At 67.0% G+C, this 15,742-nt stretch carries 19 protein-coding genes; 16 read left to right on the plus strand and 3 right to left on the minus strand.

All coding sequences use genetic code 11. The features are described from left to right. The first annotated feature begins 312 nt into the window (after positions 1-312). Together EPD82_RS07955 and EPD82_RS07960 are read left to right on the plus strand one after the other, a co-directional pair. Positions 313-1,269 (plus strand): RluA family pseudouridine synthase, encoded by a 957-nt coding sequence (locus EPD82_RS07955; protein ID WP_206202241.1) that lies wholly within the window; start codon positions 313-315, stop codon positions 1,267-1,269. Continuing rightward, a complete protein-coding gene (locus EPD82_RS07960) occupies positions 1,266-1,952 on the plus strand; it encodes an HAD family hydrolase (protein WP_232424761.1) in 687 nt (228 codons plus the stop codon). Before EPD82_RS07955 ends, EPD82_RS07960 begins: the two co-directional genes overlap by 4 nt. Here the strand turns inward: EPD82_RS07960 and EPD82_RS07965 are convergent. Together EPD82_RS07965 and EPD82_RS07970 are read right to left on the minus strand one after the other, a co-directional pair. Next, complete coding sequence (locus EPD82_RS07965) at positions 1,899-2,612, minus strand: SAM-dependent methyltransferase (protein WP_141056351.1); 714 nt, start codon at positions 2,610-2,612, stop codon at positions 1,899-1,901. The two genes, EPD82_RS07960 and EPD82_RS07965, sit on opposite strands and share 54 nt — an antisense overlap. After that, positions 2,609-3,190: a Maf family nucleotide pyrophosphatase gene (locus EPD82_RS07970; RefSeq protein WP_055424161.1), complete on the minus strand. Its 582-nt coding sequence runs from the start codon at positions 3,188-3,190 to the stop codon at positions 2,609-2,611. Before EPD82_RS07970 ends, EPD82_RS07965 begins: the two co-directional genes overlap by 4 nt. 61 nt (positions 3,191-3,251) lie before the next feature. Between EPD82_RS07970 and EPD82_RS07975 the strand changes: the two genes are divergently transcribed. The 9 genes from EPD82_RS07975 to EPD82_RS08015 all read left to right on the plus strand — a co-directional run bounded on the left by EPD82_RS07975 (position 3,252) and on the right by EPD82_RS08015 (position 9,813). Next, complete coding sequence (locus EPD82_RS07975) at positions 3,252-3,728, plus strand: YceD family protein (protein ID WP_141056352.1); 477 nt, start codon at positions 3,252-3,254, stop codon at positions 3,726-3,728. 62 nt (positions 3,729-3,790) lie between these two features. Continuing rightward, positions 3,791-3,970 carry a 50S ribosomal protein L32 gene (gene rpmF / locus EPD82_RS07980; protein WP_055424163.1) on the plus strand — a complete coding sequence of 60 codons (180 nt, stop codon included), beginning with the start codon at positions 3,791-3,793 and terminating at the stop codon, positions 3,968-3,970. Positions 3,971-4,052: 82 nt separating this feature from the next. Then, positions 4,053-5,111, plus strand: coding sequence for a phosphate acyltransferase PlsX (gene plsX / locus EPD82_RS07985; protein WP_141056353.1), 1,059 nt, complete (start codon positions 4,053-4,055; stop codon positions 5,109-5,111). Beyond that, the gene (locus tag EPD82_RS07990) at positions 5,108-6,073 is read left to right on the plus strand and encodes a beta-ketoacyl-ACP synthase III (RefSeq protein ID WP_141056354.1); all 966 of its coding nucleotides are present in this window, start codon (positions 5,108-5,110) and stop codon (positions 6,071-6,073) included. The genes plsX and EPD82_RS07990 overlap by 4 nt, the downstream gene beginning before the upstream one ends. Before the next feature lie 14 nt (positions 6,074-6,087). Continuing rightward, complete coding sequence (fabD, locus tag EPD82_RS07995) at positions 6,088-7,032, plus strand: ACP S-malonyltransferase (protein WP_141056355.1); 945 nt, start codon at positions 6,088-6,090, stop codon at positions 7,030-7,032. Positions 7,033-7,053: 21 nt separating this feature from the next. Continuing rightward, the gene (gene fabG, locus EPD82_RS08000; protein WP_141056370.1) at positions 7,054-7,806 is read left to right on the plus strand and encodes a 3-oxoacyl-ACP reductase FabG; all 753 of its coding nucleotides are present in this window, start codon (positions 7,054-7,056) and stop codon (positions 7,804-7,806) included. A gap of 83 nt (positions 7,807-7,889) precedes the next feature. Further along, positions 7,890-8,129 carry an acyl carrier protein gene (acpP, locus tag EPD82_RS08005; RefSeq protein ID WP_055424167.1) on the plus strand — a complete coding sequence of 80 codons (240 nt, stop codon included), beginning with the start codon at positions 7,890-7,892 and terminating at the stop codon, positions 8,127-8,129. Positions 8,130-8,157: 28 nt separating this feature from the next. Further along, positions 8,158-9,396, plus strand: coding sequence for a beta-ketoacyl-ACP synthase II (fabF, locus tag EPD82_RS08010; RefSeq protein WP_055424168.1), 1,239 nt, complete (start codon positions 8,158-8,160; stop codon positions 9,394-9,396). 3 nt (positions 9,397-9,399) lie between these two features. Beyond that, complete coding sequence (locus tag EPD82_RS08015; protein WP_055424169.1) at positions 9,400-9,813, plus strand: hypothetical protein; 414 nt, start codon at positions 9,400-9,402, stop codon at positions 9,811-9,813. Here EPD82_RS08015 and nadB read toward each other — a convergent pair. Then, the gene (gene nadB, locus EPD82_RS08020; RefSeq protein ID WP_141056356.1) at positions 9,757-11,367 is read right to left on the minus strand and encodes an L-aspartate oxidase; all 1,611 of its coding nucleotides are present in this window, start codon (positions 11,365-11,367) and stop codon (positions 9,757-9,759) included. The two genes, EPD82_RS08015 and nadB, sit on opposite strands and share 57 nt — an antisense overlap. A gap of 143 nt (positions 11,368-11,510) precedes the next feature. Between nadB and rpoE the strand changes: the two genes are divergently transcribed. The 5 genes from rpoE to lepA are packed head-to-tail and all read left to right on the plus strand — an operon-like array spanning position 11,511 to position 15,737. Further along, on the plus strand, positions 11,511-12,113 hold the full coding sequence (rpoE, locus tag EPD82_RS08025; protein WP_028875091.1) for an RNA polymerase sigma factor RpoE: 603 nt from the start codon (positions 11,511-11,513) through the stop codon (positions 12,111-12,113). 8 nt (positions 12,114-12,121) lie between these two features. Then, the gene (locus EPD82_RS08030) at positions 12,122-12,658 is read left to right on the plus strand and encodes a sigma-E factor negative regulatory protein (RefSeq protein WP_055424171.1); all 537 of its coding nucleotides are present in this window, start codon (positions 12,122-12,124) and stop codon (positions 12,656-12,658) included. A 5-nt stretch (positions 12,659-12,663) separates the two neighbouring features. Then, positions 12,664-13,626 carry a MucB/RseB C-terminal domain-containing protein gene (locus EPD82_RS08035; protein ID WP_170210809.1) on the plus strand — a complete coding sequence of 321 codons (963 nt, stop codon included), beginning with the start codon at positions 12,664-12,666 and terminating at the stop codon, positions 13,624-13,626. A gap of 1 nt (position 13,627) precedes the next feature. Next, positions 13,628-13,885, plus strand: coding sequence for a glutaredoxin family protein (locus EPD82_RS08040; protein WP_206202243.1), 258 nt, complete (start codon positions 13,628-13,630; stop codon positions 13,883-13,885). A 58-nt stretch (positions 13,886-13,943) separates the two neighbouring features. Then, the gene (gene lepA, locus EPD82_RS08045; RefSeq protein WP_055424192.1) at positions 13,944-15,737 is read left to right on the plus strand and encodes a translation elongation factor 4; all 1,794 of its coding nucleotides are present in this window, start codon (positions 13,944-13,946) and stop codon (positions 15,735-15,737) included. The last annotated feature ends 5 nt before the right edge of the window (positions 15,738-15,742 follow it).

Consider the following 15,742-nt stretch of genomic DNA (forward strand, 5'->3'; position numbering starts at 1 on the left):
GCACCATGTCGTCGATCATCTCTTCGGTTCTGCCGCACCGTTCGGGGTGCGGCGGACTGCATTCCTGTTCGTGTCCGCCCGAGCCGTTCAAGTTGAGAAAAAAGTCGATAAGGCCGGGCGAGCCTGGTGTTCCGCCGGTTCATCCAACGCGGCGCCGAAAAGACGGGCGCCGGGTCGGAGGGGTTGTTCGATTCCGGTCGGGCGGGAGCACGGCGTCTTCTCGACGGGCTCGACCGCTCGAAGTCGGTCCACTCCGGGTGGACGTTGCACGACGACTCGACCGTGAATCGAAGCGATAGTATATTCGGGAAGATGATGGAACGCAAAATTTCTCCCGCGGCGCAGGAGTGGTGCGTCGACGAGGCGGGCGCAGGACAGCGCCTGGACAACTACCTCTTGCGCCACCTCAAGGGGGTGCCGAAGAGCCATGTCTATCGCATCATCCGCAGCGGCGAGGTGCGCGTCGACGGGCGTCGGGCACAGGCGCAGACGCGCCTGGCGCAAGGGCAGCGGGTGCGCGTGCCGCCGGTGCGCGTGGCCGAGGCTCCCCAGCGCCCGGCGATTCCCGCCGGGCCGCCGCTGCCGGTGATCCATGAGGACGAAGACTTGCTCGTCCTCGACAAGCCGGCCGGGTTGGCGGTGCATGGCGGCTCCGGCGTCGCGTTCGGGGTGATCGAACGCTTGCGCGCCGAGCGACCCGGGGCGTCGCTGCTCGAGCTGGTACATCGGCTCGATCGCGAGACTTCCGGCCTGCTGATGGTGGCCAAGCGCCGCTCGACCCTGAAGGCGCTGCAGGATGCCTTGCGCGCCGGGCAAGTGCGCAAGCGCTATCTCGCCTTGGTCCACGGCCTCGTCGAGCACCCCGTGCAGCACGTACGCGCGCCGCTCTTCAAGTACCTTACGCCGGAAGGAGAGCGGCGCGTGCGCGTCAGCCCCGAGGGGAAGGTCGCGCACAGCATCGTGCGGCGTCTGCGGCGCTGGCCGCAGGCGGGTTATACCCTGGTCGAAGTGGAACTGAAGACGGGGCGCACGCATCAGATTCGCGTGCATATGGCGCATCTGGGGCATCCGCTGGTGGGCGACGAGAAGTACGGCCGTTTCGCCGCCAACAAGGCGTTGGCGCGAGCGGGATTCGATCGCATGTTCCTGCACGCGGCATTTCTTTCTTTCGTGCATCCGCGCTCGGGGCTGCGTCTCGAACTGGAGGCGCCGCTGCCACCGGAGTTGGGGGAATTCTTGGCCGGTCTGGGGCCGGGGGAGGAAGGGTGAGCGCATTCGAGCTGGTGGTGTTCGATTGGGACGGCACGCTGATGGATTCGACGGCGGCCATCGTCCGGGCGATGCAGCGCGCCGCCGAGGAGCTGGGGATTGCGCCGCCACCGGCCGAGCGGGCGCGCCACGTGATCGGCCTGGGGCTGGCCGATGCCTTGCGCCAGGCGCTGCCGGAGTTGCCGCCGCAGCGCTATCCGGAGATGGCGGCGCGCTACCGCCACCATTACTTGTCGCATGACGGCGAGCTCGCCCTCTTTCCCGGCGTCGAGGAGCTCCTTGCGCGACTCGTGGCCGCCGGGCGCTACGTGGCGGTGGCCACCGGCAAGAGCCGGCTGGGGCTGGAGCGGGCGCTCGATCATTCGGGCCTGCGCCGCTACGTGATGGCCTCGCGCACGGCCGATGAGTGCCATTCCAAGCCGCATCCGCAGATGCTGCAGGAGCTGCTGGAGGAATTCGCCGTGCCGCCCGAGCGGGCGGTGATGATCGGCGATACGACGCACGACCTGCTCATGGCCCAGGCGGCGGGGACGGCCGGCATCGGCGTGGCCTACGGAGCGCATCCGCGCGAGGCGCTCGCGGCGCTGCGGCCGTTGTCGGTGGTGGATGCGCCGCGTGCGCTCGCGCCGCTATTGCTGGGCGAGGAAGCCGAAGACGGTCGGGCGCTTGCCCAGCGTCGGTAAAGGCTCGGCGCGCCAGCGCGCGACGGGGGCGGTGCGGATCCACTGATCCGGCTGGGTGAGGTGGCAGGCCACGCACAGCAGCGTCGTCGGCGCCAGCACCTGCGCCAGGGTTTCGAGCATGCGCTCGTTGCGATACGGCGTTTCGATGAAGAACTGGCTCTGCCTCCGGGCGCGGGATTCTGCTTCCAGCGCGGCGATGGCAGCGGCGCGCTCTGACGGCGGGATCGGCAGGTAGCCGTGGAAGGCGAAACGCTGGCCGTCGAGGCCGCTGCCCATGAGCGCGAGCAGGATGGCCGAGGGGCCGACGAGGGGGACTACGGCGATGCCGCGTCGATGCGCCCGGGCGACCAGCGCTGCTCCCGGGTCGGCCACGCCGGGACAGCCGGCATCCGACATCAGACCGAGGTCCTCGCCTTCCAGGCAAGGGGCGAGCAGCACGTCCAGGGCGGCTGGGGCAGGAGATTCGGGGAGGCGCTGTAGCAAGAGTGCGGCGATCGGCCCCGGGTGTCCCAGGCGCTTGAGGGCAGCGCGGGCCGGTTTTTCGTTTTCGACGACGAAACGGCGCAGGCGCTGTATTTCGCGCAGGTGCTCGGGGGGCAGCAGCGGCGGACCTCCGTCGCCGAGCGGCGTGGGGATGAGCAGCAGGCGCCCCGGGGTCACGGCAGCGCCCAGCCGAGGCGGCGCAGCATCCGCGCCGTAGCGATGAGCGGCAGGCCGATGAGGGCGGTGGGATCGCTCGATTCGACCGCCTCGAGCAACGCGATGCCGAGCCCCTCGGCCTTGGCGCTGCCAGCGCAGTCGAGCGGCCGTTCGCGCTCGACGTAGCGCACGATCTCCTCGTCGGTGAGATCGGCGCGAAAGCGCACCCGGGTGGGCACGAGTTCGGTCTGGACGTGGCCCTCTTCGTCGAGCACGCACACGGCGGTGGAGAATTCCACCGTCTGTCCGCGCATGCGCCGCAACTGCTCGATGGCGCGCTGCGCGCTGCCGGGCTTGCCGAAGCGCTCATCGCCGAGGTGGGCGACCTGGTCGCTGCCGATGACGTGGCAAGCTTCGCCGAGCGTTGCCGCGACCGCGCGGGCCTTGGCTTCGGCCAGTCGCCGTGCCGTCTGTTCCGGCGGCTCTTCGGGCAGCGGCGTCTCGTCTACCTGCGGAGCGATGGCGACGAATGGTACGCCGAATCGTTCGAGGAGCTGGCGGCGGTAGGAGGAGGTCGAGGCGAGGATCAGGCGGGGCATGGTAGTATTTTTTGACAAAAACGTCGGGAAATCTTATCATTATCGACTTATGTCGCAAAACGTGATTGTGTCCGATCCGCTGGCGTTCGCCCGGGATGCCGCTTCGCTCTCCGGCGAGTTCGGCTCGGCCGAGCTGCCGCGTCTGGCCGCTTCCTCGCTCGAGCTGGGGGCGGTGCGCTGGCATGTCTCGGGGCTGCGCCTCGAGGATGGCCGTGCCGCGCTCGAGGTGAGCGCGCAGGGTGTGGCAGTGCTGCGCTGCGAGCGTTGTCTGGAGCCGATGGACTGGGTCTTCGCCGTGGCGCGGCGCCTGTCGCTGTATCGCGCCGACGAGCTCATTCCCGACGAGGAGCTCGAGGACGAATCCTGCGACGCGATCCACTTTGCCGGCACGATTGACGTGGCGAGCCTCGTCGAGGACGAGATCCTGCTCGAGTTGCCCGTTTTTGCGCGGCACGAAGTCTGCGAGCCACCGGGGCCGTGGGAGGCAGGCGAGAAGCCGTCGCCTTTTGCAGTCTTGGCGCAGTTGAAGCGTTCGTGAGATAATACCCAGCTTTTTGGCCGGCATCGTCCGGCCGGTTCGAACGAGAGGAGTATCCGGTCATGGCCGTTCAGCAGAACAAGAAGTCCCCTTCCAAGCGTGGGATGCACCGTGCGCACCAGGCGCTGAAGAATCCGCCGATCGCCGTCGATCCGACCACGGGTGAAGTGCATCTGCGCCATCACGTCACGCCGAGCGGCTTTTACCGTGGCCGCAAGGTGATCGACGTCAGCGGCGAGTGATCCCTGCGTTTCTGCGCCCGATGATCTCGTGCAATCGTTCGCGCTGCCTGGTGCCGCGGTTGCACGTTTTTTGTGACCGATCATGACGGATTCCGAGAGCGAAGGTTCGCTCGTGCTCGCCGTCGATTGCATGGGCGGCGATCATGGCCCTCAGGTCACGCTGCCGGCGATCGAGGCGTTCTTGCGCCGGCGCTCCGGCGTGTCGGTGCTGGCGGTGGGGCAGCCAGAGGCGCTCGAAGCGGAAGTCGCGCGTCTGCGGCGTCGCTTTGGCGGGCGCATCGAGCTCGCGCCGGCTTCCCAGGTCGTCGGGATGGACGAGGCGCCCACTTCCGCCATGCGCAACAAGAAGGATTCCTCCCTGCGCGTGGCTATCGAGCAGATCAAGGCCGGCCGGGCGCAGGCGGCGGTCTCGGCGGGCAATACGGGGGCGCTGATGTCGATCGCGCGCTTCGTGCTGAAGACGCTGCCCGGCATCGATCGCCCGGCGATCGCCACGGTGCTGCCGGCGCGCGGCAGCCGCGTCTGGGTGCTCGACCTGGGGGCCAACGTCGATTGCACCGCCGAGCACCTGCGCCAATTCGGCATCATGGGGTCGCTGCTCGTATCCGCGGTCGAACAGGTGGAGCGCCCGCGGGTGGGGCTGCTCAACATCGGCACCGAGGACATCAAAGGCAATCAGGTGGTGCGCGAGGCCGCGGCGCTCTTGCGTACCACCGATCTCAATTTCGTCGGCAACGTCGAGGACATCTATTCCGGTCAGGCGGATGTGGTGGTGTGCGACGGCTTCGTCGGCAACGTCGCCCTCAAGACCACCGAGGGCCTGGCGCAGATGCTCGCGCTCATCCTGCGCGAGGAATTCAACCGCAATCTGCTCACCCGCCTCATGGGGCTGGCGGCCTATCCGGTGCTCAAGCACTTCAAGGCCCGCGTCGATCCGCGCCGCTACAATGGAGCGGTGCTGGTGGGGCTGCGCGGCGTCGTGGTGAAGAGCCACGGCGGGGCCGATGCCTATGCCTTCGGCCAGGCGCTGGATCGGGCGGCCGAGGCGGCAGCGCATCGCCTGGTCGAGCGCATCGAACAAAAAATGGCCGGGGCGTGGCCGCGGGCCGCTTCGCCCGTCACCGAGGTGTCATCGTCATGAGATTTTCCCGCATCATCGGCACCGGCAGCCATCTGCCCGGTGTGCCCATCACCAACGACGATCTGGTCGCGCGTGGCATCGAAACTTCGGATGAATGGATCCGCACGCGCACCGGCATCGCCGCGCGGCACTTCGCTGCCGAGGGGGAGATGGCGAGCGACCTGGCGCTCGTGGCCGCACGTCGCGCCTTGGAGCAGGCAGACTGCCGCCCCGACGACATCGACCTCATCGTGCTTGCCACCTCCACGCCCGATTACGTCTTTCCGAGTACCGCTACGCTTCTGCAGGCCAAGCTCGGCATGACCAACCGGGCGCCCGCCTTCGACGTGCAGGCGGTGTGCAGCGGCTTCATCTATGCGCTGGCGCTCGCCGACAAATTCCTGCGCCTGGGGGAGGCGCACCGGGCCCTGGTGGTCGGGGCGGAGGTCTTCTCCCGCATTCTGGATTGGAACGACCGCTCCACCTGCGTGCTCTTCGGCGACGGGGCCGGTGCCATCGTACTCGAAGCCGACGAACTGCCCGGCATCCTCGCCACGCGCCTGCACGCCGACGGGCGGCACCATGCCGAGCTATGGGTGCCGGGTCAGGTGGGCGCGGGCAAGGTACAGGGCGACCCCTTCGTGCGCATGGAGGGGCAGGCGGTATTCAAGTTCGCGGTCCAGGTGCTCGCCGAGGTGGCGCACGAGGTGCTCGATCTGGCCAAGCTTCCGGTGGAGGCGCTCGACTGGCTGATCCCGCATCAGGCCAACGTCCGCATCCTGCAGGCTACGGCCAAGCGCCTGGGCTTGCCGCCCGAGCGGGTCATCAGCACCGTGGATCGGCACGGCAACACTTCGGCGGCTTCCATTCCGCTGGCGCTCGATACCGGCATCGCCGAGGGCAAGATCCGTCCCGGCCAGACGCTGTTGCTCGAAGGGATCGGCGGCGGGTTTACCTGGGGCGCGGCGCTGCTGCGCTATTGAGGAGACGGAGAATCATGCGCTTCATGTTCGTGTTCCCCGGCCAAGGCTCGCAGTCCGTCGGTATGATGGCTTCTTATGAGGGGCTGCCGGCCATCCGTGAGACCTTTGTCGAGGCGAGCGACGTGCTCGGCGAGGATCTGTGGGAGATGGCCCAGTCCGGCCCGGCCGAGCGGCTCTCGCTCACGGTCAACACCCAACCCCTCATGCTCACGGCCGGCGTGGCCGTGTGGCGTGCCTGGCGCGCTCTGGGTGGCCCCGAGCCGGCGCTCCTTGCCGGACACAGCCTGGGGGAATATACGGCGCTGGTGGCTGCCGAAAGCCTGTCGTTCGCCGATGCGCTGCCTCTCGTGCGGTTGCGCGCCCAAGCGATGCAGGAGGCGGTTCCGGCCGGGGTCGGTGCCATGGCCGCGGTGATGGGGTTGGATGCCGCGGCCGTGGAAACCGTCTGTCGCCAGGCCGCTGCCGAGACCGGCGAGACCGTCGCCCCGGCCAATCTCAATGCCCCGGGGCAGATCGTCATCGCCGGGCACAAGGGGGCCGTCGAGCGCGCCGCGGCACTCGCCAAAGAGGCCGGGGCCAAGCGCGCCGTGCCACTACCCGTGAGCGCTCCTTTTCACTGCGAACTGATGAAGCCGGCCGCCGAGCGTCTGGCCGAGCGCCTCGCGGGCATCGCGCTGCGCCCGCCGCGCATTCCCGTGCTGCACAACGTCGATGTCGCCGAACACCGCGACCCCGAAGAGATCCGCCGGGCGCTCGTCGAGCAGGCCTGGCGCCCCGTGCGCTGGATCGAGACGATCGAAGAGGCGGCCCGCCGCGGCATCACGCACGTCTATGAATGCGGGCCCGGCAAGGTACTCGCCGCGCTCACCAAGCGCATCGTCAAGGATCTCGACGGTGGGGCGCTCGCCGACGCGGCGAGCCTGCGTGCGGCGCTCGAGGCGCTTGCTGCCCAGAGCTAACGAGGACAAGGGGAAGACATGATCCAGTTTCGCCTCGACGGCCAGACGGCCGTCGTCACCGGCGCCTCCCGCGGCATCGGACGCGCCGTCGCGCTCGCCCTGGGACAGGCGGGGGCCAAGGTGATCGGCACGGCGACCACCGATGAGGGCGCCGCCGCCATCTCCGAGGCGCTGCGCGCCGAGGGTATCGCCGGCGAAGGAATGCGGCTCGACGTCACCGACGCCGCTGCGGCCGCCGCCTTCATCGGCGCTGTCGAACGGGATCACGGTCCCATCGCCGTATTGGTGAACAATGCCGGCATCACCCGCGACAACCTCGCCTTGCGGATGAAGGACGAAGAGTGGGATGCCGTGCTCGACACCAACCTCAAGGCGACCTTTCGCCTGTGCAAGCTCGTACTCAAGGGGATGATGAAGGCGCGTTACGGCCGCATCGTCAATCTCACCTCCGTGGTGGCGCACTCGGGCAATCCCGGTCAGGCCAATTACGCCGCGGCGAAAGCGGGCGTGGCCGGCATGAGCCGCTCGCTCGCGCTGGAGCTGGGTAGCCGCGGCATCACGGTCAATTGCGTCGCCCCTGGCTTCATCGACACCGACATGACCCGGGCGCTCGGCGACGAAGCCCGCAACGGCCTGGCCGCCCGCATCGCCCTGGGGCGGTTCGGCGCGCCCGAAGAGGTGGCCGCGGCGGTGCTCTTTCTCGCTTCGCCGGCGTCCTCCTACGTCACCGGCGCGACGCTGCATGTCAATGGCGGCATGTACATGGCCGCTTGATGGTGTAACCTTCCGTTGCAAACTTCCCAAGTTTGGTAGAATAACCCCGTTTTTTCCACATCCCGTTCAAGGAGTTTCCTGAAATGGAAAACATCGAGCAGCGTGTCAAGAAAATCGTAGCCGAGCAGCTGGGCGTCAATGAATCCGAGATCAAGAACGAATCCTCGTTCGTCGACGATCTCGGCGCCGATTCGCTTGACACCGTCGAACTGGTGATGGCGCTGGAAGAAGAATTCGAATGCGAGATTCCGGACGAAGACGCCGAGAAGATCACCACGGTGCAGCAGGCCATCGACTACATCACCAATCACGTCAAGAAATAATCCTTTTTCTTCTCCCGCGGAGCCAACCTTGACCCGTCGCAGAGTCGTCGTCACCGGGATGGGGATCATTTCCCCGGTCGGCAATACCGTCGAAGAAGCCTGGGCCAACATCGTCGCCGGGCGCTCCGGCATCGTTCCCATCAGCCGTTTCGATGCTTCCGGTTTTCCGGTGCGCATCGCCGGCGAGGTCAAGGGGTTCGACGTCGAGGCCTACATCCCCAAGAAAGAAGCGCGCCGCATGGATACCTTCATCCACTACGGGATGGCGGCCGGCATCCAGGCCGTGCGCGATTCGGGGCTCGAGATCACCGAAGACAATTCCGAGCGCATCGGCATCAACATCGGCTCCGGCATCGGCGGTCTGCCGATGATCGAAGAGACGCACGGCGAATTCCTCAAAAGTGGCCCGCGGCGCATCTCGCCTTTCTTCATTCCCGCCACCATCATCAACATGATCTCCGGCCACCTGTCGATCCATTTCGGCATCAAGGGGCCGTGCCTGGCGATGGTGACCGCCTGCAGTACCGCCACGCACTGCATCGGCGAGGCGACGCGCATGATTCAGTACGGTGACGTCGATGTGATGATCGCCGGCGGGGCCGAATCGACCGTGACGCCGCTGGCGATCGGCGGCTTCGCCTCGGCCAAGGCGCTCTCCACGCGCAACGACGAGCCCGAACGGGCGAGCCGCCCCTGGGACAAAGACCGCGACGGTTTCGTGCTCGGTGAGGGAGCAGGGGTGTTGGTGCTCGAGGAATACGAGCACGCCAAGGCCCGCGGCGCGCGCATCTATGCCGAGGTGGCCGGCTACGGTATGAGCGCCGACGCCTTCCACATGACGGCGCCGTGCGAGGATGGCGATGGGGCGATGCGCTGCATGCGCAACGCGCTCAAAGACGCGCGGATGGCGCCCGACGAGATCGACTACATCAACGCCCACGGCACTTCCACGCCGCTGGGCGACGTGGCCGAGACGCTGGCGGTGAAGCGCACTTTCGGCGAGCACGCGCGGCAGCTGGTGGTGAGCTCGACCAAGTCCATGACCGGGCACCTGCTGGGCGCGGCCGGCGGGGTGGAGGCCGTATTCACCGTGCTCGCGCTGCATCAGCAGATCGTGCCGCCCACCATCAACCTCGAAGAGCCCGGCGAGGGGTGCGATCTGGATTATTGTCCCAACGTCGCCCGCCCCACGCGCATCCGTGCCGCCCTGTCCAATTCCTTCGGCTTTGGCGGCACCAACGGCACGCTGCTCTTCAAGCGGGTCTGATCCATGGAGGGTACGGCGCAGCCCTACCGGCTCGTCGTGCCCTTGCCGCGGTATTCGACCGGCCTGGCGCTCGCTCTGGTCGCGGCGGGGTTCGTCCTCTCCTTCGTATATTTTCCTTGGCCCAAGGCGGTCGCACTCGCCGTCGCCTTTGTGGCTGTCGGCATCCGGTGGCACCGGTCGTGTTCCGCTACGAAGGCCCTGTGGTTGTGGCCCGGCCACCACCTTGCATTTGCCGCGGACGATGCGCCGCGCCATCGCACCGACGCCTGGCGCTTCGGCCCCTGGGTGATCTTGCGCGCTTGCCCGCGGCGCGGCGGCCGCGGCGCAACTTATCTCATCGAGCTGCCGTCCTTGTCCGAGTCAGACCGTTGGGCTTTGGCGCACTGGTGTGCCACTGGCCGGCCGCCGCGGTCTTAGGATGGTATCGCGGGCGACCGGCAGCATCTCGGGATAGTCCTTGGTGTAATGCAAGCCGCGGCTCTCCTTTCGTCTGAGCGCGCAGCGCACGATGAGCTCGGCCACCGTCACCAGGTTGCGCAGCTCGATGAGGTCGTTGCTCACCCGGAAATTCGCGTAGTACTCGGCGATCTCGCGCTCCAGCAACCGGATGCGGTGCATCGCCCGCTGCAGGCGCTTGGTCGTGCGCACGATGCCGACGTAATCCCACATGAAGCGGCGCAGCTCGTCCCAGTTGTGCGCGATCACCACTTCCTCGTCGGCGTCGGTCACGCGGCTCTCGTCCCAGTCGGGCAGCGGCAGGGGCGCGCGCCGAGGCTGCGCCAGCATGTCCTGCACCGCGGCTTCCCCGAAGACGAGGCACTCGAGCAGCGAATTGCTCGCCAGGCGATTGGCGCCGTGCAGCCCCGTGCAGGTCGACTCGCCCACCGCGTAGAGGTGCGGCAGATCGGTGCGGGAAGCCAGATCCACCTTGACGCCGCCGCAGGTATAGTGCGCCGCCGGCACCACCGGGATCGGCTGCTTGGTGATGTCGATGCCCAGTTCCAGGCAGCGCGCGTAGATGTTGGGAAAATGGCTGCGGATCCAGTCCGCATCCTTGTGCGTGATGTCGAGATAGACGCACTCGATGCCGAGCCGCTTCATTTCGTAGTCGATGGCGCGCGCCACGATGTCGCGCGGCGCGAGTTCGGCGCGCGGGTCGTGTTTTGGCATGAAGCGCTCGCCATTGGGCAGCCGCAAGATGCCGCCTTCGCCGCGCACTGCCTCGCTGATGAGGAAAGACTTGGCGTGCGGGTGATAGAGGCAGGTGGGATGGAACTGGATGAACTCCATGTTTGCCACGCGGCAGCCGGCACGCCAGGCCATGGCGATGCCATCGCCCGTGGCGGTGTCCGGGTTGGTCGAATAGAGGTAGACCTTGCCCGCGCCGCCGGTGGCGAGCACCGTGTGCCCGGCGGAGAAGGTGCGCACGTGTCCGGCCTGCCGGTCGAAGACATAAGCGCCGAGGCACCCCAGTTCGGGCCGACCGATCTTCGCGCCAGTGATGAGATCGATCGCGATGTGGTGCTCGAACACCTGGATGTTCGGATGCGCTTTCACCTTGGCGGTGAGCGTCTGCTGCACGGCCGCACCGGTGGCATCCGCCGCGTGGATGATGCGCCGCTGCGAGTGTCCGCCCTCGCGGGTGAGATGGTACTGGCCGCGCTCGTCGCGCGAGAACGGCACCCCTTGGGCGATGAGCCAGTCGATGGCTTTCTTGCCGCGTTCGACCACGAAGCGCACGGCTTTCGGGTTGCACAGCCCCGCGCCGGCTACGAGCGTGTCGCGCACGTGCGCTTCGATGCTGTCGGCATCGTCGAGCACCGCCGCGATGCCCCCTTGGGCATAGGCGCTGGCGCTCTCCATCAAGGTGCGCTTGGTGACCAGGGCGACCTTGTATTGGTCGGCGAGTTTCAGCGCCACGCTCTGACCAGCGAGGCCGCTGCCGAGGATGAGGACGTCGAAGTGTTCCATCGCGGACAGGAAAGAGGGGGTGGGGAATCGAAGGGTATCACAACGGCGGAACCAAATCCCCACTCCCGAAGTCGATTTCGGCAAATGTCGGCGAAGCGAGTGGGTATAATGAACTTCCGACAGGGAAGTCAGGCTCGCTTTCGATGACCAACCGAGAAATCGACCAACAGCTCGTGGCGCGCGCGCGGCAAGGCGACAAGAACGCCTTCGGGCTGCTCGTGTCGAAATACCAGCGCAAGGTGCAGCGGTTGTTGTCGCGCCTGGTGCGCGACCCGGCGGAGGTGGAAGACTTGACGCAGGAGACCTTCATCAAGGCGTATCGGGCGCTCGACTCGTTTCGCGGCGACAGCGCCTTCTACACCTGGCTCTACCGCATCGCCATCAACACCGCAAAGAATCACCTGATGGCCTCCAACCGCCGTCCAGCGGTGAGTGCCACCGTCCATGAAACGGAGGAGGGAGAGACGTGGGACGAACTCGACACGCTCAGCGACAGCGAGACACCGGAAAACCTGCTCCTCACCCAGGAGATCGCCCAGACGGTGGAAGAGGCGATCCAGTCCCTGCCCGAAGAATTGCGCATCGCGATCACGCTGCGCGAGCTCGAAGGGCTCAGCTATGAAGAAATCGCCCAGGTGATGGGCTGCCCGATCGGCACCGTGCGCTCGCGGATCTTTCGCGCCCGGGAGGCGATCGCACACCGTTTGCGGCCGCTGCTCGACACGGCCCCAGATCGACGTTGGTAGGAAACGACATGATGCGCGACACGAAAACGACTCCAGAAGCGCTGTCGGCCCTGATCGATGGTGAGCTCGACGGCGCTGACGCCGCGTTTTGGGCCGAACGGCTCGCGAGCGACCCGGCATTGTCGGGGCGCTGGGCGGCCTATCATCTCATTGGCGAAGCGCTGCGCGGAGAGCTCGCCACGCCGATGCGTGATCTACGGGCATCCATCCTTGCCCGCATAGACGCCGAGGCTCCAGCCCTGGCAGTCGTGCCGCTGCCCCGGCGACCTGCCGCCAACGAGCCCCGTCTGCGCTGGATGGCCACGGCCGCCGCCGTGGCGGTGGTCGCCACCGCTGGCTGGGCCGTGTGGCAGGCGCCGCGTGAAGCGGGCGGCGAGGCCTTGCCCCTGCGCCAGGCTGCTGCCGATGCGGCTCCCCAGGTCCAGGAGGAGGCGAGCGTCGACGAGCGCTTCTACTGGGTGGCCTATGGCAACGCGCATGGGGCCAATGGTCCCGGCAGCCTTCGTTATGCCCGAGTGATGGCGCAGACGCGAGGTACGCATTGATGCCCGTGGCTCGCACACTGACGGTGGCGCTGTGCCTCGCTGCCGTGCTCGCCGCCGCCTCCGCCCGGGCGGCAGAGGATTTGCAGCGCTGGGTCGAGCGGGCGCTCGCCCCTGCTGCCGCCGATTATCACGGCACGGTGGTCCTGCAGATCGGCGACAAGATGCAGACCCTGCGCGTGACCCATCTGCTCGCCGACGGCAAGCCCCTGGAATGGGTCGAGGTGCTCGAAGGCGCGCCGCGCGAGACCATACGCATCGGCGACGAGGTCCGCTGTTTCCTGCCCGAGGATCGCGTCGTCCTGATCGATCGCGCTGCCGGGGCCGCGGGGCTTTCCTATCATCCGGTCGGCTCCGTCGGTCGCATCGAATCGTCCTACCGTCTCGAATCCTTGGGCATGGACCGCGTCGCCGGGCGCGAGGTGTTCGGCGTGCGCTTCGTGCCGCGCGATGCCTTGCGCTTCGGGCAGGATTGGTGGATCGATCGGGAAAGCGCGGTCGTGCTCAAACGGGTGGTGTGGGAAGAAACGCCGGCCCGCGCCCTGGAAACGCAGACTTTCTCCGATTTTCATTTGGGCGCCGCGACCCAGACCGCCGTCGTCCGGCAGAAATTCTCCTCCCGCAGCGAGTGGCGGCACGTCGACCTGCGGGGCAAATCCGTTGGCGCCAGTGAAACCGGCTGGGAGTTCGGCGCCTTGCCGTCCGGGTTTCAGCTCGAGGGGATCCTGCAGCGCCGCGGTCCCTCGGGCAAGACGGTCACGCAGTGGCTCATCGGTGATGGGCTCGTTACCGTGTCGGTCTTCTTCGAGCCCTGGGAGGGAACCGAGACCTCCGAGCAAGTCGAACGTTTCGGCGCGACGACGGTGGTGCGGCGCCAGGATCCGGGTGCCTTGCGTACCGCCATGGGGGAAGTGCCGTCTGCGACGCTGCAAGCCCTCTTGGCCGCCATGACGCGCAAAGGGGGGTCCTGAAGTGCCGCGTTCGCGCGAACTGTGGCTGCTGTCGCGCCCGCAATGCCATCTGTGCGATGAGATGCTGGAAGAATTGGCGCCCATCGCGCAACGCCATGGCTTTTCCGTGGTCAAACGGGATGTCGATGCGGATCCGGCCTGGCGCGAGCGCTACGGCCGGGCGATTCCGGTCGTGCTGCACGGCAGCGTGGAGCTGTGCCGCCATCGCTGCGATGCGGCAAAAGTTCATGCCTATTTATCCCGTTTTCCGTTAGAATGATCCCAATGAACCGTCCTTGCCGCTCCTCACTGCCCTGCGGGGCTTTTTTTGTTTGCCGATGAAAAACATACGCAACTTCTCGATCATCGCCCACATCGACCATGGCAAGTCTACGCTCGCCGATCGGCTCATCCAGTATTGCGGCGGCCTGTCCGAGCGCGAGATGGAGGATCGCGTGCTCGACTCGATGGATCTCGAGCGCGAGCGCGGCATCACCATCAAGGCGCAGACCGCCACGCTCAGCTACCGGGCGCGCGACGGCCAGACCTACGAGCTCAACCTCATCGACACCCCGGGGCACGTCGATTTCTCCTACGAGGTGAGCCGCTCGCTGTCGGCCTGCGAGGGGGCGCTGCTGGTGGTCGACGCTTCCCAAGGGGTGGAGGCGCAGACGGTGGCCAACTGCTACACCGCCATCGAGCTCGGTGTCGAGGTGGTGCCGGTGCTCAACAAGATCGACCTGCCGCAGGCCGATCCGGAACGCGCGCGCGCCGAGATCGAAGACGTCATCGGCGTGGATGCGAGCGAAGCCGTGCTGTGCTCGGCCAAGACGGGGCTGGGCATCGAAGAGGTGCTCGAAGCCGTGGTGCGCCGGGTGCCGCCGCCGCGTGGCCGGCCCGACGCGCCCACCCGCGCGCTCATCATCGATTCCTGGTTCGACAACTACGTCGGCGTCGTCATGCTGGTGCGCGTGGTCGACGGGCGGCTCGCCCGCGGCGAGCGCATCCGCCTGATGTCGACCGGGGCCGAATATACGATCGAGCGGCTCGGCGTCTTTACGCCGCGCTCGCTCGAGCGCGACGCGCTCGAGTGTGGCGAAGTGGGCTTCGTGGTGGCCGGCATCAAGGAATTGCGCGCCGCCAAGGTCGGCGACACGATCACCACCTTGCCCCGCGCCGCCGCCGAGCCGCTGCCCGGCTTCCGCGAGATCAAACCGCAGGTCTTCGCCGGCCTCTATCCGGTGGAGTCGAGCGAATACGATTCCCTGCGCGAGGCGCTCGAAAAGCTCAAGTTGAACGACGCGGCGCTGCAGTTCGAGCCCGAGACCTCGCAGGCGCTGGGATTCGGCTTTCGCTGCGGCTTCCTGGGGCTGCTGCACATGGACATCGTGCAGGAGCGGCTCGAGCGCGAGTTCGGCCAGAACCTCATCACCACGGCGCCTTCGGTCGTCTATGAAGTGGTGCTGCGCTCGGGCGAAGTGCAGCGCATCGAAAACCCCTCGCGCCTGCCCGATCCGAGCAAGATCGAAGAGATCCGCGAACCCATCATCACCGCGCACATCTTCGTGCCGCAGGACTACCTCGGCCCCGTGCTCACCCTGTGCAACCAGAAGCGCGGCGTGCAGATCGACCTGCGCTACCACGGCCGCCAGGTGCACGCCATCTTCGAGCTGCCGATGAACGAAGTGGTGATGGACTTCTTCGACCGCTTGAAGTCCGTGTCGCGCGGCTATGCCTCGCTCGACTACGAATTCAAGGAATACCGCCCGGCCGATCTCGTCAAGCTCGACGTGCTCGTCAATGGCGAGAAAGTCGATGCGCTCTCGGTGATCGTGCACCGCGCCAGCGCCCAGCGCCGCGGTCGCGAGCTCGTGGAGAAACTGCGCAGCCTCATTCCGCGGCAGATGTTCGACGTGCCGTTGCAGGCGGCGATCGGCTCGCACATCATCGCGCGCGAGACGATCAAGGCGCTGCGCAAGAACGTGCTCGCCAAATGCTACGGTGGCGACATCTCGCGCAAGAAAAAGCTGCTGGAGAAACAAAAGGCCGGCAAGAAACGCATGAAGCAGGTCGGCAACGTCGAGATCCCGCAGGAAGCCTTCCTCGCGGTGCTGCGTACCGACGAAGCCTGAGCGGC

Origin of the sequence: Tepidiphilus succinatimandens (assembly GCF_006503695.1) — a bacterium.
GTDB lineage: Bacteria > Pseudomonadota > Gammaproteobacteria > Burkholderiales > Rhodocyclaceae > Tepidiphilus > Tepidiphilus succinatimandens.